Annotated in this window: 13 protein-coding genes and 3 pseudogenes; 7 read left to right on the top strand and 9 right to left on the bottom strand. The window is 68.1% G+C overall.

Translation table 11 applies throughout. The features are described from left to right. Positions 1–242: 242 nt before the first annotated feature. The 3 genes and pseudogenes from ACIBK0_RS42020 to ACIBK0_RS42010 form a co-directional block, all read right to left on the bottom strand. Complete coding sequence (locus ACIBK0_RS42020; protein ID WP_399092454.1) at positions 243–1,262, bottom strand: GlxA family transcriptional regulator; 1,020 nt, start codon at positions 1,260–1,262, stop codon at positions 243–245. Between the two features lie 190 nt (positions 1,263–1,452). Beyond that, complete coding sequence (locus ACIBK0_RS42015; RefSeq protein ID WP_399092451.1) at positions 1,453–2,133, bottom strand: DsbA family protein; 681 nt, start codon at positions 2,131–2,133, stop codon at positions 1,453–1,455. A gap of 738 nt (positions 2,134–2,871) precedes the next feature. Then, positions 2,872–3,360 (bottom strand): annotated as a pseudogene (locus ACIBK0_RS42010) (sterol carrier protein domain-containing protein); the annotation flags it as partial. Positions 3,361–3,485: 125 nt separating this feature from the next. On the opposite strand from ACIBK0_RS42010, the gene ACIBK0_RS42005 reads away from it, so the two are divergent. Both ACIBK0_RS42005 and ACIBK0_RS42000 read left to right on the top strand, forming a co-directional pair. After that, the gene (locus tag ACIBK0_RS42005) at positions 3,486–3,686 is read left to right on the top strand and encodes a hypothetical protein (protein ID WP_399092448.1); all 201 of its coding nucleotides are present in this window, start codon (positions 3,486–3,488) and stop codon (positions 3,684–3,686) included. A 416-nt stretch (positions 3,687–4,102) separates the two neighbouring features. Further along, positions 4,103–4,738, top strand: a complete 636-nt coding sequence (locus ACIBK0_RS42000) for a hypothetical protein (protein ID WP_399092445.1) — start codon at positions 4,103–4,105, stop codon at positions 4,736–4,738. 85 nt (positions 4,739–4,823) lie between these two features. Here the strand turns inward: ACIBK0_RS42000 and ACIBK0_RS41995 are convergent, their stop codons facing one another. Beyond that, positions 4,824–5,411, bottom strand: a complete 588-nt coding sequence (locus ACIBK0_RS41995) for an ester cyclase (protein ID WP_399092442.1) — start codon at positions 5,409–5,411, stop codon at positions 4,824–4,826. Between the two features lie 174 nt (positions 5,412–5,585). Between ACIBK0_RS41995 and ACIBK0_RS41990 the strand changes: the two genes are divergently transcribed. Together ACIBK0_RS41990 and ACIBK0_RS41985 are read left to right on the top strand one after the other, a co-directional pair. After that, complete coding sequence (locus ACIBK0_RS41990; protein ID WP_399092439.1) at positions 5,586–6,197, top strand: TetR/AcrR family transcriptional regulator; 612 nt, start codon at positions 5,586–5,588, stop codon at positions 6,195–6,197. Between the two features lie 255 nt (positions 6,198–6,452). Next, entirely contained in the window at positions 6,453–6,764 is a 312-nt protein-coding gene (locus tag ACIBK0_RS41985) for a hypothetical protein (protein ID WP_399092436.1), read from the top strand. A 34-nt stretch (positions 6,765–6,798) separates the two neighbouring features. Here the strand turns inward: ACIBK0_RS41985 and ACIBK0_RS41980 are convergent, their stop codons facing one another. From ACIBK0_RS41980 to ACIBK0_RS41970, 3 genes and pseudogenes are all read right to left on the bottom strand, one after another. Next, positions 6,799–7,704 carry a geranyl diphosphate 2-C-methyltransferase gene (locus ACIBK0_RS41980; protein WP_399092434.1) on the bottom strand — a complete coding sequence of 302 codons (906 nt, stop codon included), beginning with the start codon at positions 7,702–7,704 and terminating at the stop codon, positions 6,799–6,801. Between the two features lie 42 nt (positions 7,705–7,746). Continuing rightward, positions 7,747–8,819: pseudogene (locus ACIBK0_RS41975) on the bottom strand (family 2 encapsulin nanocompartment cargo protein terpene cyclase). Further along, a pseudogene (locus tag ACIBK0_RS41970) lies at positions 8,816–8,992 on the bottom strand (Crp/Fnr family transcriptional regulator); the annotation flags it as partial. The pseudogenes ACIBK0_RS41975 and ACIBK0_RS41970, both read right to left, overlap by 4 nt. Positions 8,993–9,478: 486 nt before the next feature. Between ACIBK0_RS41970 and ACIBK0_RS41965 the strand changes: the two are divergent. Beyond that, positions 9,479–10,654, top strand: coding sequence for a cytochrome P450 (locus ACIBK0_RS41965; RefSeq protein ID WP_399092431.1), 1,176 nt, complete (start codon positions 9,479–9,481; stop codon positions 10,652–10,654). Positions 10,655–10,764: 110 nt separating this feature from the next. On the opposite strand, the gene ACIBK0_RS41960 is transcribed toward ACIBK0_RS41965, so the two are convergent. Further along, positions 10,765–11,643 carry a DMT family transporter gene (locus ACIBK0_RS41960; RefSeq protein WP_399092429.1) on the bottom strand — a complete coding sequence of 293 codons (879 nt, stop codon included), beginning with the start codon at positions 11,641–11,643 and terminating at the stop codon, positions 10,765–10,767. Between the two features lie 64 nt (positions 11,644–11,707). Here ACIBK0_RS41960 and ACIBK0_RS41955 point away from each other — a divergent pair, with 64 nt between their 5' ends. Continuing rightward, on the top strand, positions 11,708–11,899 hold the full coding sequence (locus ACIBK0_RS41955; RefSeq protein ID WP_399092426.1) for a hypothetical protein: 192 nt from the start codon (positions 11,708–11,710) through the stop codon (positions 11,897–11,899). Between the two features lie 18 nt (positions 11,900–11,917). On the opposite strand, the gene ACIBK0_RS41950 is transcribed toward ACIBK0_RS41955, so the two are convergent. Next, entirely contained in the window at positions 11,918–12,454 is a 537-nt protein-coding gene (locus ACIBK0_RS41950) for a 2'-5' RNA ligase family protein (RefSeq protein ID WP_399092423.1), read from the bottom strand. A 268-nt stretch (positions 12,455–12,722) separates the two neighbouring features. Between ACIBK0_RS41950 and ACIBK0_RS41945 the strand changes: the two genes are divergently transcribed. Next, the gene (locus ACIBK0_RS41945; protein WP_399092420.1) at positions 12,723–12,983 is read left to right on the top strand and encodes a hypothetical protein; all 261 of its coding nucleotides are present in this window, start codon (positions 12,723–12,725) and stop codon (positions 12,981–12,983) included. Positions 12,984–13,190 lie beyond the last annotated feature (207 nt).

The following is a 13,190-nucleotide window of genomic DNA, read 5'->3' as shown; positions in this document are numbered from 1 at the left end:
AGCCGGCTCATCCAAACGCCGCCGAGCGCGCGGTGGGCAGAGCGCGGTGGGCAGAGTTTGCTGATCAGCGGCGCGGTCGGCGCCGTCGGGGCCCACGCGGTCGAGCCGGCACCGGCACCGCTTGAAGGTCACCGCCCGCGCATCCTCCGGCGACGAGGACATCATCTGTCATCTGCTGTACCGGATCTCGGCGCTGAGGTGACCTGAGACAGTTGCACCGCCATCGGCCCGTTGTGCTTCGACTACGGCGCGACCGCCTCGGACACCGAATCGTTCGTGCCCGCGCCGGTCGTCCGGAAACTGGCCCGGAAGGCACCAGGTGTCACACCCAGGTGTCGCACAAACGCTCTGCGGAGCGACTCGGGTGAGCCGAATCCTGTGCGTTGCGCCACTACTGGCATGGGGTCGTCACCCGTCTCCAGCATCACCTGGGCAGCTTCCAGCCTGACCTGCTCCACATAGCGGGCCGGAGTGGTTCCTACCTCTTCGTAGAAGAGCCGGGTCACGTGACGGACGCTGACGCCTGCCCTGCGGGCCATGGCCGGCAGCGTGTGGTGGGCCCCGGGGTTCTCGGCGACCGCGTCCAGGACTCCGCGGAGCATCTCGTGCCGGGTGTGCGGGGCCCGGGACCGGACGCTGAACTGGGACTGGCCACCTGGCCGCTGCATGAAGACGACCATGTCCTTGGCAACCGCACGAGCGACCTCCGCACCGTAGTGATCTTCGACGAGCGCCAAGGACAGGTCGATACCGGCGCTGACACCTGCCGATGTCATCATGTGCCCGTCCCGCACGAAGATGTCGTCCGATTCGACCTGAACGGACGGGAAACGCAGGGCCAGCTGCCGTGAGTGCCGCCAGTGCGTCGTGGCGCGACGGCCATCCAGTAGTCCTGCCGCGGCCAGCAGAAACGCTCCCGTGCACACCGATGCCGTACAGCGGGCCTTCTCATTCAGCTGCCGGACAACATCCAAGAATGCGTCGTCCTTGATCAGGGTTTCCCATTCCGGGCCGCCCGGGATCACCAGAACGTCGCACGGCTCACGTACGTCATCGACGGAAAGGTCGGCGCTGAGGCGGGTCCCGGCGGAGGTGATCACCTCCGCGCCGTCCTCGGACGCAATTTGCACCCGATAGTGCCCGCCGAACTCGTTCGCCGACGCGAACACCTCGATGGGACCCGTCACATCGAGCAGCCGCACCCCCGGGAAGACGAACACCGTCACGGTGAGCGAGCCCGTTTTGGAGTGCTGGCGATTCATTGGATGCCTCTCGGTCTTGCGCGATCCCGACACTGGATCGATGGGATGCCGGCGACAGCATGTTCACCGGTGCGTCGCCGTTCGGAGTCAGATCGAGGTGAACGTCCGACGAGCGGCCCAGGCGCCGAAGTAGTCCATAGCCCGGTGCGCACCGTGGAACGTGCCCCGCGGGACGCGGAACGGAGCCTCGTCATGGGTCTGTCGGCTCGTCGAAGACAGGACCGGTGGTGCGGGTGCGCTTGATCTCGTAGAAGCCAGGTGTGGAAGCGACGGTGAGAGTGCCGTCCCACAGGCGCCCGGCCTCTTCGCCCCTGGGGGCAGGGGTGACGACCGGGCCGAAGAAGGCCACCTTGTCGGTATCGGGACCGGGAACGGCGATGATCGGGCTGCCCACCTCGGATCCGACGAGAGTGATGCCTTCCTGGTGTGAGGCTCGTAGCTCCTGGTCGTAGGCGTCGGTGTCGCCGGCGTCGGCGAGGCCGGCGGGTAGCCCGGCGTCGCGCAGGGCGGCTTCGACAGTCGTGCGGGTCTTGGGCTGCTGCCGCAGGTGGAAACGGGTGCCGAGCGCGGTGTAGAGGGGTTCCAGTACGGCGGCTCCATGGATTTGGCCGGCGGCCGTCAGGACGCGGACCGGCGCCCAGGCCTGGCCCATCAGGACGCGGTTGTGCTCAGGCAACTCGTCCAGGCGTCCTTCGTTGAGGATGGCCAGGCTCATCACGTGCCAGGTGATGCTGAGGGGCCGGGCCTTTTCGACCTTCAGCAGCCAGCGGGAGGTCAGCCAGGTCCACGGGCACACAGGGTCGAACCAGAAGTCGACGGGCGTGGGGGTACGGGGGTCGTTCACGAGACAATCCAGACGTGGTCGCGGCATGCCAGAACAGGCCGGGGCTGGGGTCAGTTATCGGTGGGAACGGGGCGGCGTTGACGACCGCGTCACTGCCGACGACGTTGACATCGGATGGGCCACGCAGGTCGTCCATGCTGGACTCCTCAACAGTGCCTTCCACGCCGTGACCGGCGCTGCTGACCAGCACCTCGATGGGACCGGCGTGCTGCCCGACTTCGTCGACCACCGCGGTGGCGGCGTCCTCGTCGGGGACGTCCAGCAACCTGCCGGCGGCGCGCACGGCCGACGCCGGACCGCCGTTCGTCTGGTTTCCACTTGCCCATCGTGCGCCTGTGACCAGTATCGATGCCACGACCGGCGTACTCCCTTCTGGGAGGTAAAACCTCCCAGTCCGCGCATCGGGAGCGGCGTGACACTGCTCCTGCGGCACCGCCTCGGTCGCCTCGCGGCCAAAAGCTCCATAGGGCTTCAGTCGGACGATCGTCCCCATGGGCCATAGGTGAGGCCCGCGGACACCGTCCCCTCCGCAACCGTGGTGGGAGAGCCGTCGCATAGCACGGTGGTATGGCACGCGACCACCAGTCGGTGGTGGTCCTGCTTCATGCCCAAGCTCATCTACGGGTGCTCGTCTTCACGACGAACGCGTACACGCACGAGGCCATTTCTGAGGATTCAGCGGATCTGACGGCGGTGGGGATGCCGTCTGCAAGACTCAGTCAGCTCTGCCACTGGGTGACTTGCGCAGGGTCGGCGAGCGCGCGGTCAGAACCAGTGCAGGCAGTGCGGGGAGCGCTCGGCGCGGAAGAGGGCGTCGGCGAGGGTGGCCGCGCCCGGGCGGTGGGCCCGTATGTGTCCGGCACGCACGAGCGTGCTCGGGGCGGTGCCGCCGAGGTAGACCGAGCCCAGGTCGCTCACGTCCAGGGACAGATCGGGCTCCCGGTCCGTCGGGACGCAGTCGGCCTTGTTGTCCCGGACGGTCAGCAGGTAGCGGCCGTGCTCGCCGAGAAACCGGTCGTCGACGTCGAGGACGAGCTCGCCGTCCGTGAACCAGCCGCGCGCGGTCAGCGCACGCGGGACGTCCAGCAGCCGCACCCAGAGCCAGTCGGTGTCTTCGCTCACCTGGCCGGCGCGGAAGTCCGCAAGCTGCCAGCGCAGCGGGTGCCCGGGCGGGACGTGCCTGAACACGACCTGAGAGACCAGGTCGTGTCCGAGCACGAACCGGGCCAGAGCCGTGAAGACGGCGTCGTCGGTCAGCTTCGACCCGAGGCCAGGTCAAGCGAATTACGGCCGGGCCCGCGGCCGTTCACAGCACACCCGGTCCCAGCCCGGCCCCGGTGGTGAGTTGCGGTGGTCGAGCTCGGCGGCGGAGGCATCACATGGCCGCGATCCGGGCCGGCCTCGACGCAGGCAACACCCATCACCACCGCGTCGCGATCGACGAGGCCGTCACCGATCTCAAGATCCTCACAGGTCGGCGACGGCGTATGGACCTGGTCGCCGACCGCACCCGCACGGTCAACGGCCTCCGCGCCCAGCTCACCGGTATCTTCCCGGCCTGGAACGGGCGTTGGATCTGACCAAACACTGGCCTGCCCGCCAGACCCCCGCTGCTCTTCGCCCGATCCGCAGTAAACGGCTGGAGACCTGGCTGCGCAATTTCGCCACGTCGTCCGCGGCGACCGGCCCGCCACTTCGGCGGTGTCGTGTCAGTGCCTCGTGACTCCGGGAAGATCAGCGGCAGCCTGCGGCGTCCTCGGCGCAGCGACTACAGCTGTCTGTCAAGTCCCGAGTTCTCGTGTTACGCGATGAAGGGGCATGACGCGATTCGATCTGCCGGGCTTAATTGAGGCGTGGGTACGCAGAGCAGGTGGCCTGCCCGCATTGTCCAGAAAAGGGCCTGGCCCAATGGCGAACATGGCCCCCATGCCGCAACGTCCCGAATGACAGGGCCGGCGACATTAAATTCATGCTTTTCTCAAAGGAAGTGATTTCAGTGACTCACCGTTCCCTCGCGCAGCGCCTTCTGATGCTTGCCACCCCGACCGCCCTGGCTGCAGGAGTGCTGTTGCCCACCAGTGCTCTCGCCGCCCCGGCGACGCAGCACTTCGGCACCGAAACGGCGACGGTAGCCGGGCTCAGCGGTCACCATCAGCACGGCACTCCCACCTCCGGGGTGAAGTGGGTGGAGACCACGGATGCCACCAGCGGTATCACATTCAAACTGCCCGGAAAGCCCAAGATGCGCGAGGTCCCCAAAGAGGAAGCCGGCGATTACCCCGCGCGCGTTTACGCCGTGCCGACCTCTGACGGGTTTATGTACTTCCTCGTCATGGATGTACACGGAGCCGGGCCGGCTCAGCTCCAGGATGCTGCTGAGGGCACCCGTCAAGGAATGGCCGACGAGTGGGGCGGCGCCTCCGTCACCAGTCAGAAGCGCAATACGGTCGATGGCCACCCCGCCCTCGATGTGCGTCTCTCCTCCACGAAGGGGGACCACAAGGTCGCCACGACTCGCTCCGTCCTCAATGACGACCACATCATTCAGGTCGTGACCGTCGGTTCTCAGGCCAACGAGAAGTCCGTGATCGAGGCACAGGAGCAGGCCGTCGCCGGCCTGCGCATCCCCTGACTCCATCCTGGCCGTGTGCGCCATGCGAAGGCTCAGCGGAAGCTGTCCCGCAACGCCAAGGGCGATGGCGCGAACCAGGCGAGGCTCAGTGGCTCTCCTCCATCTTGTTGTGCGGCAGGGCGGCTGCCTCGGCCGCCAGTGCCGTGACATGGTCGGCCGCGCGGACGGCGCGTGCGGTCACTCGCCAGGCGAGCATGCGCAGGGCGATGGCGGGGGACGGCGGAAAGACGCCGAGTTGGCCGAGCATGGTGATGTCGTCGCGCACGGCCTCGTGCGCGATGACCTTGCCGTCACGGAGGGCGAGCACATGGATCTGTTCGAAGTCGATCTCGCGCCCGGTGGGCGGTATGGCCTGGTCGAGGGCACCGTCGCGGAAGCGTACGAACGGGCCGGTGTGGCGGCCTTGCATGCGCAGTCGTACCCAGACCTGGTCCTCGTTCTGGGCGATGCCCAGGACGGGAAAGCGCAGGTCACTGAAGGCCGACCGCATCCAGGCACCGGAGGCGAGAACCCCGGCCGGTCCTGCGGTCGCGCATGCCGGAGGTGCGACGGCCGCTTCGCGGTTGTGGAAGTCCTCACCCACCACGTCGGCGGCCAGCGCCGGATCCCCGGTCTCGAGGATCCGGAAGAGTCCGTGAGCCAGGTCCGTGGGGTCCATTCCCATGGTGTCCATGCCTTTCGCCTGCTGTGCGGTCTGTGCTGTGGCATCGGATCGGCCTGATGGGTGCCCGCAGCGCGCGGGTAGCAGCCCGAAGCCTGCGCCGGTCGTGTCGGCCGAACGCAATTGAGGTTATAGGGCGTCTAATGAATAGGGCAATGGTGGTATCACGCTGGCTAGGATGGCGAGATGCCGCCCAAGCGCCCCTACGTCTCCCCGTTGCGTGAGCAGGCTGCTGCGCGGACGCGCGCGCTGATCCTGCAGCGGGCCGCCGAACTGTTCGCCGACCGTGGCTACGGGCGGGTGACCGTCGCGAACATCGCCGCGGCAGCGGGTGTCGCGCCGAAAACCGTCTTCGCGAGCGTCGGAAGCAAGAGCGACATCCTGGATCAGATCGTCGACCAGGGCGTGGTCGACTCCGGCTACGAACAGGCCATGCAGCACCTGCTCACCCTTCACACACCCGAGACGGTCCTCAAGGCACTGGCTCGCGGCACGCGCATGGGCAACGAGGGGCAGTTCACGGTGCACGAGGCGATCCGCAAGGCACTGCCCGTCCACGAAAACGGGGAGGCACTGTGGGAGCGCGCCACTGCCGCATACCGAGATGCGCTCCACGCAGCCGCGCGCCACTTGCACACCCTGACTCCGCGGCCCCTTTACCCGGTGGACGAAACGGCAGACCTCCTGTGGTTCTGGTTCGGCCCCACCGGCTGGCGCACGCTGGTGGTCGAGAACGACTGGCCGTGGGACCGGGCCGAGGAGCTGCTCTACCGCACGGCCGTAGCCACACTGTGCTGACACCGCTCGGCGAGTCCCTGGCAGGCAGCGCATCAAGTAGAGGCCGTCGACCTCCAGTTGGTCGCAGCGATGAGGGCGGCTGGGGTCCAGCCCCGTCTCCCTCACCGTTCTGGCAGCCTACGACCTGCTCGGCTGAACCGAGCTGGGTTCCGGCCCAGGGGACCCGCATGAGAACCGCATGGATTCCATTCGCTGCAGCATTGTCAGCAGTGATCGGTATGGTCGGCGCAGCTGATCAGACGAGGAGCGCGGACCATGAAGTCTCCGGCCGAACTGGACGACGTCCAGTGGCACGCCCTGACCCACGCCTACGGCTCGGCCGAGGACGTGCCTGAGCTGATCAGGGCGCTCTATCAGGACGATGAGGAGACGGCAGGCGAGGCGATCCACGAGCTCTACGGCAACATCCACCACCAGGGCACGGTCTACCCGGCTTCGGCACCCGCCGTCCCCTTCCTCGCACACGCCGTGCGGCACGCCCCGGGCAAGCGTGACGAGCTGCTGATGCTGCTCGCCGCGTTCGCGGTCGGACCGGGAGCCCGGCCGCTCGGGAGCAGTCGTCGATGAGCAGCAGCCCCGCCGTACCGGGCGCGCAGTGGAGTCAGACGCGGTCGGCCGCGATCAATAGGTACTGGAAGCTGTCGTTCTCGCAAGCGGCCAAGAACGTGTCCTCGATTCCCGTGACCAGATGGTCGGCCTGCTTGCGCAACTCCCAGTAGGGGACGGTGTCGGCGGTCAGGTCCTGTACATGGACGGGGACGAGGCGGTTGCGGGCCATGGCGCGGAAGTACTCCGACCGCGGGTGGATGTCGCAGATGTAGTGGGCGTTGATGAGGGACACCTCACGGGAAGCCCGCCCGTAGGCGTCGTTGTAGCAACCGGTGATCGTCACATAGCGCCCGCCGCGGCGCAGCAGCCGGGCGTGCTCGGCGAACAACAGGTCCAACTCCACGTACATGGTGGACTCATTGTTCCAGGAAGCCGCGTACGAGCCGGAGGGAGAGCCGGTGTCGAGCATGTCGCGCTCGTGGTAGTGCACCTTGTCGTCGATGCCGCCCCTGCGGGCCTGCTCGCCTGCGAAGTCGGCCTGTTTGCGGGAGATGGTGACGCCGTCTGCGTGGCAGCCGTACCGCAGGTGGGCCACGACAGCGCCACCGCCTCGTCCGCAGCCCGCGTCGAAGACGCGATCGGTGGGGGAGAGGGCGCCGAGCCAGCGGGCGAGCAGATCGGCCTGGGCCTGCTCCAGGCGGTGCAGTTCGGCAGTGACCCTCTCCCGGCGGCGGGCGAGTCCGGCTTCGACGTCGTCCAGGCCGGTGCCGTCGTCCGCGTCGAGTACGGACCAGTCGACGTCTCCGACGCCGTAGTGGTGGTGGTACAGGTCGTCGATCTTTCCGAGTTCGAGGTTGACCGGGTTCTCCTCGGCGTTCCAGTACTCCGCGACGCGGTTCTGGTACGTGGACTGGGTCGGCACCGGTGCTGTCGTGGTGCCGGCGTCGGTGATGGTCAACGGTGAATCCTCGTGGTGCGGTCGGCGATGGGTGCCCGGTGATCACCAGTAGTCGAGCAGGTGGTAGCCGCGGGTGTTGGTGGCGTGCCACTCGTGGTTGCCGGCCACCCAGGCGGCCAGGCCCTGGGCGTGGCGCGCGATCAGGGGTGAGGTGGCGGAGAGGGCCGCCGACTCCTCCTCGAACGCCTCCATGATCCGGTTGTGGATCTCGACGGCCTTCAGAAAGGCGGCCTTCAGCCCGCACCGTTCGTTGGCGGCGACGACCTGGGGCAGGTTGAGATGGTTCGGATCGCCGGCCAGTTCCTTGGTGAAGGAGTACAGGTCGTTGACGATGGTGGCGGCGTTGCAGGCGAGGGCGGTGATTCGTTGGATCTCGGGCCGTACGTAGACGTCCTCGGGCAACTCGTAGCCGTCCACGGCGTCCACGATCGCCAGACAGGGACGGAAGTTGTTGAACTGCCGCATCACCAGGTACTCCCACACCCGTGGCATGTACCGGATGTCGGCCCAGCCGGCCTCGCCGAGATAGCCCAGGTGCAGCCGGGCCAGGTCGTGCAGGAGGCGGTCGGTCTGGCTGGGCGTGGCGAGTACGGCGTACTCCCGCAGCGCGAAGTGGTAGGAGCGCAGCGGCCCGTCGGCCCGTACACCGTGTTGCCACTCGCCCACCAGCTCGGGGGTGCCGTGGTACGGATCGAGAGCCGACTGAGCCATGAGCAGCCGCCCGCCCAGCCCGCGAGGCGATCCGCCCCTGCCTTCGTCCACCTCGCGATAGCAGTTGTCGACGAGGTGCTCGGCGACCAGCAACTTGCCGGCGGCGGTGAGGCGTTCGAGGTCGGCGGCGCCCGGATGTGCGAGCACGACGGCCCGCCCGAACTGGGACCCCGAGAAGTCCTCCGTCCACGCGGGCGGGAACAGATCGAGCCGACGGGCCCAGGACTCCAGCCTGCGCTCGACCTCCGCGACCTTCGCGGGGTCGGCGGGACGGCGGGCCGGTACCGCAGCCCGGGTATGGAACCGCTTCGCCGGGCTCGCGCCGTACGGGCGAGGCTCGGCGGCCCGGGCAGCCGCCGTCCGTAGGACGTCCCGGGCGAACCGGATGTCGACGGTGCGCTCATTCCGGCACCCACCCGACCTGTACGTTCTCCAGGATTCCCGCGGCGTCGGGCACGAGTATGGCCATCGAGTAGTAGGCGGTGACCAGGTAGTTCATGATCGCGGTGGTGTCGATGCCCATGAACCGCACGTTCAGGCCGGGCTCGTACTCCTCGGGGATGCCGGTCTGGTGGAGGCGGTGACGGTGCGCGCGGCTCAGCTGTGCGCACCGCCAGGTAAGCCAAACACCCACGGACGGGGGCCGGGAACCGCGTGAAAGGGGCGTGTTCACGTCTTGGATGCGCAGATCCACCGAGCGAGGCAGACCATGAGAGGGCGAGTGCTTCCACGCCGGTCGACTGACTCTGCCACCGGCGCAGAGGGCGTACGGCGCCTGCGGGAAGCATATGCCCGGCCGCACGTCCCGATCGCTCTTCGATCCGACCGGCTTGGTCGCCTACGCATGGCGGTTCACTACGTTGCTTTCCAGTGACGTCCTGCCGACCGGCCCCCTCGGTGGAGGCGGCCGCCGCTGTCGACCGCGCCGATGCCCAGATCGAGCGCCCTCTTGACGACCGGGCTGGTGCAGCCGAGGTGCTGGGTGGGTAAGGCAAGGTCAACTCGGCGGAGGAGGCCAAGGACCGGCTGCCGCCTACGTTCCGATCTGAGGATGGAGGCTGGGATGACGCACCGTGTCACCGCCTTTCCGCTGGGTGCGACGACGACGCTCGCCGAGCTGAGCCGTGACCCGCACCCGCGGCTGGCCCTGCTGCGCGCCCGCGAACCGGTCTCGTGGCTGCCCGAGCTGGGCGGCTGGCTGGTCACCCGGCGCGACCTGGCCACGCAGGTGATGCGGGACGCAGAAACATTCACCGTGGACGACCCCCGGTTTTCCACCGCGCAAGTGGTCGGCCCGAGCATGCTGTCGCTCGACGGCGCCGAACACGCCCGGCACCGGGCGCCGTTCACCGACCCCTTCCGGCCTCGGGAGGTGCTGGGCCGGTTCACGGCGTTCACCGAACAGGAGGCGGACCGCCTGATCGACGCCCTGATCCCGCAACGGGCGGCGGAACTGCGAAGGGACTTCGCCGGGCCGCTCGCCGTCGCCGTCATGGCGGAGGCGCTCGGCCTCGCCGGAACCACCACCGGCACAGTACTGAGCTGGTACGACGCCATCGTGAACGCGGTCACCCGCATCACGGCGGGCCAGGCGCCCGGCCCGGACGGGGCCGCCGCGTACGAACAGTTGAAGGCGGCAGTGGAGCACACCATCGGCGGCCCGGACAGCACGTCGCTGCTTGCCTCGGCGGCGGGGGCGCTGAGTCTGTCCGAAGTGGCGTCCAACGCAGCCGTACTGCTGTTCGGAGGCCTTGAGACGACGGAGGCGATGATCGCCAACCTCCTTGTCCTCCTGCTCAACGACCCTGCGCAGCTGTCCGCGGTCCGCGACGGCGGTCCGGAGCCGCTCGACGGCGCCATCGAGGAGTCCCTGCGCCTGGAGCCTGGCGCGACAGTGGTCGACCGGTATGCCACCCGGGACACCACGCTCGGCCCCGTGACCGTACGTGCCGGGGACCTGGTCAGCGTGTCGCTGGCCGGCGCCAACCGGGACCCGGAGGTCTTCAAGGACCCGGACGCATTCGACATACGGCGGGACAACGCGCGCCTGCAGCTGGCCTTCGCCCAGGGGCCGCACTACTGCGTGGGCGCGCATCTGGCGCGCCTGGAGACACGCGTTGCCCTTCGGCAGCTGCTGGAGCGCCTGCCGGGACTCCGGCTCGACCCGGACCACCCGACGCCCGAAACACGGGGCCTGGTGTTTCGCAAGCCGCAGGCCGTTCACGTCCTCTGGGGCTGACACGGTGCCCTGGAAGTGCTGTACCGGTGCGTGGGTGAAGTGATGGCGGTCTTGCAGCGGGGGAGGACCTTCTTTGTCCGAACTATCTGCAAGCCCTGGTACTCAGTTGATCAGCGGGGAGCGTCTGGTGCCACCAGAGTGTGGATCAGCGGGACGCGGACGAGAATGAATGCGCCGCACACGACGAGAAGCGCCCCCAGCAGCATGGGAAGCACGAACCAACCGCCCCGTAGCTGCTCCTCGAAGACGGTGACACCGAGGGTGAGGCTCACCGTCGCGTCCCCCAAAGTCAGCGCCGGCTGAGAGGCCACCAGGGGCCCCGATTGCAGCGCATTCTCCAGGAGGAAGACAGCGGCCACCCCGACGAGCGCGAAGCCGTACGTCTGCCAGGAAGTGAAGAAGGCGGCCACGCCGTCCGTATTCCACACCTGCGTGGCATCCTTCAGCAGCCCCGCAGTCAGCGCGTAGCAGATAGCCGCCCCCAGACCGAAACAGGCGGCGCGCAGTCGTCCCGCCGGGCGCCGCACGGCGACCGCGAGCAGGAGCAGCACGGCCACGACGCAACTGGGCAGCGCCATCGCCCACACCTCCGTACGCGGCCTGTCCACCCCGGGGCTGGGCGAGGCCGCCCACAGCCCCATGCCCAGCCCCACCACCATGCAGCCCACCGCGAGCCAGCCGCGCCGCGGCAGCCGCCGGCGCAGCACCATCCCGCCGATGAACAGCGCGAAGGGCAGTTCCAGGATGAACAGCGGCTGGACGAGAGAGAGCTCGCCGTTCAGCAAGGCCAGCGCTTGGCAGAGGGCCGCCGCGATCACCGCCCCGAACCCTGCGAGCCACACCGGCTTGCGCAGCAGCTCCCCGATGAGAGCCGGCCCGAGGCCCACCGACAGGGGCACCGTGCGGGCCGCGTACCGCTGCAGAACGGTGGCCAGGGCGTTGCTGACGGCCGCCATCAGGGCGAACAGCACGGCAAGGGTGGTCTGCACAGGGATTCTCCCCCCTCTCCTGCCGCACGGTACTTGATCGACTCGCCACCACTGCGCAGACGTGGTGAGCGCGTCTGCCACGCTCGAAGACCACGACCGTGTGCCGCGAGGCTCCGCCCTGGGACGGCGACCGCCGCACACCGCAGCCGCGATGGTCGGCTTCCGGGTCCGCTCCGTGTTCGGCGGCAACATCATCGCGACCGGAACCGACTTCTACCGCCTCGCCCACACCAAGAATCAGCAGGGCAACGGATGATCGGTCACCGCAGCGAAATTACCCGAGCGGGAACGACACCCGCTGCTGCCACCCGGTGCCGTTATGCACCATGAGATCGACCGAGGACACCTGAGCCGTCACGGGAAGACGGCCGAGAAGGTCGGCCTCCACCTCCTCCAGAACGGCATCGTCCTGTCCCTGGGCGATGGTCAGATGCGGAATGACGTCATCGAACTGCCCACCGAACGGCGGGGTCTCTGGCCACCGATCCGCGATCGCCTCGGTGAGCCACCGAAACGGCGTGTCCGGGTCGGGAGCGAGATACAGCACTCCGGGGAACCGCCTGCAGTGCTCGAATCGGACCTCAAAGGGCCGGTGCCGTCCGAGCACCTCACCGAGGGCAGTACGCACGCCTGTGTCGATGCGGTGCTCCTCAAGGAACGGGAAAAGCACCGTGACGTGGGCCGGAACACCCGCCTGGGCTGAGGGATCCAGCCGGTTACGCCATGACCGCACAGCAGTTTCCGCCTCAGGCACCTTCACGATGAGTCCCGACTGCCCTGTTTGAAGCCCGTTGGAGTCGTCACCTGCCATCACATCTATGTATCAGCGAACCGGTGCAGCGGCGACCCGGTTATCACCACCAGGCAGGGGAACTCTCGCCCGGCACCGGCAATGACATCCACTCACCTTGTCCTTTGACCTCGGCGTGAGATGACGCGTATCGCTGCAGGTCGCCGGGCAGCTAGCCCCTCGGGCATGCATCAGCTCCGAAGGCGAGACCGGCGGCCCAGCTCGCCGTTGGGGACCGGAGTCGGCCCAGCGCCGGGCTTCGACCGCGGGGGTCGCGGGGGCCGATATCGTGATCGTTGGCGACTTCTCCGCGAAGGAGAAGGACGCCATCGAGCTCATGGATGCGGCGGCCGCGCAACTGACAGCGAGCGGTGCTCGGGTCGTCGGTCGGATCGTGCAGCGGCGTGGCGTCTCGGACGGCGGAGTCAAGAAGATGGCGCCTGCCGGCCCGGACTGCGGCCACGAACTCCACTTCCTTCTCCCGGACTTCGCCGCTGAGGGGTGCCAACCGGGCGGCCCCGCGCAGGCGCCTGGACGGTCGAACGGATGAAGGCGTGGAGCCGGGCAACGAGGAGAACTGGTGTTGGGCAGGCCGGAGAATGTCTCTCCGGTCGAAAATCCCTCCGAACTGCCGGCGGACGATCTACCCTGCTGGCCAGGGCTTGGAGCCGGGGTGGACGGCTCGGGCAAAGCATCTGGGCCGGCGCGACACTTCGCACGTGCTCCACAACAAAACGGGTGGGAAAGACAGTGGTGC

This window comes from Streptomyces sp. NPDC050564 (assembly GCF_044457265.1).
Taxonomy (GTDB): Bacteria; Actinomycetota; Actinomycetes; order Streptomycetales; family Streptomycetaceae; genus Streptomyces.
Note: the sequence above shows the minus strand (reverse complement) of the source record. Positions and strands in the feature narration are given on the sequence as shown.

What these genes read in the sequence shown, in the direction of transcription:
- ACIBK0_RS42020 (WP_399092454.1), bottom strand. Translation starts at nt 1,262, where the DNA reads ATGAATCGCCAGCACTCCAAAACGGGCTCGCTCACCGTGACGGTGTTC.
- ACIBK0_RS41950 (WP_399092423.1), bottom strand. Translation starts at nt 12,454, where the DNA reads ATGGCAGGTGACGACTCCAACGGGCTTCAAACAGGGCAGTCGGGACTC.
- ACIBK0_RS42005 (WP_399092448.1), top strand. Translation starts at nt 3,486, where the DNA reads ATGGCCGCGATCCGGGCCGGCCTCGACGCAGGCAACACCCATCACCAC.
- ACIBK0_RS41965 (WP_399092431.1), top strand. Translation starts at nt 9,479, where the DNA reads ATGACGCACCGTGTCACCGCCTTTCCGCTGGGTGCGACGACGACGCTC.
- ACIBK0_RS42015 (WP_399092451.1), bottom strand. Translation starts at nt 2,133, where the DNA reads ATGCCGCGACCACGTCTGGATTGTCTCGTGAACGACCCCCGTACCCCC.
- ACIBK0_RS41990 (WP_399092439.1), top strand. Translation starts at nt 5,586, where the DNA reads ATGCCGCCCAAGCGCCCCTACGTCTCCCCGTTGCGTGAGCAGGCTGCT.
- ACIBK0_RS41985 (WP_399092436.1), top strand. Translation starts at nt 6,453, where the DNA reads ATGAAGTCTCCGGCCGAACTGGACGACGTCCAGTGGCACGCCCTGACC.
- ACIBK0_RS41995 (WP_399092442.1), bottom strand. Translation starts at nt 5,411, where the DNA reads ATGGACACCATGGGAATGGACCCCACGGACCTGGCTCACGGACTCTTC.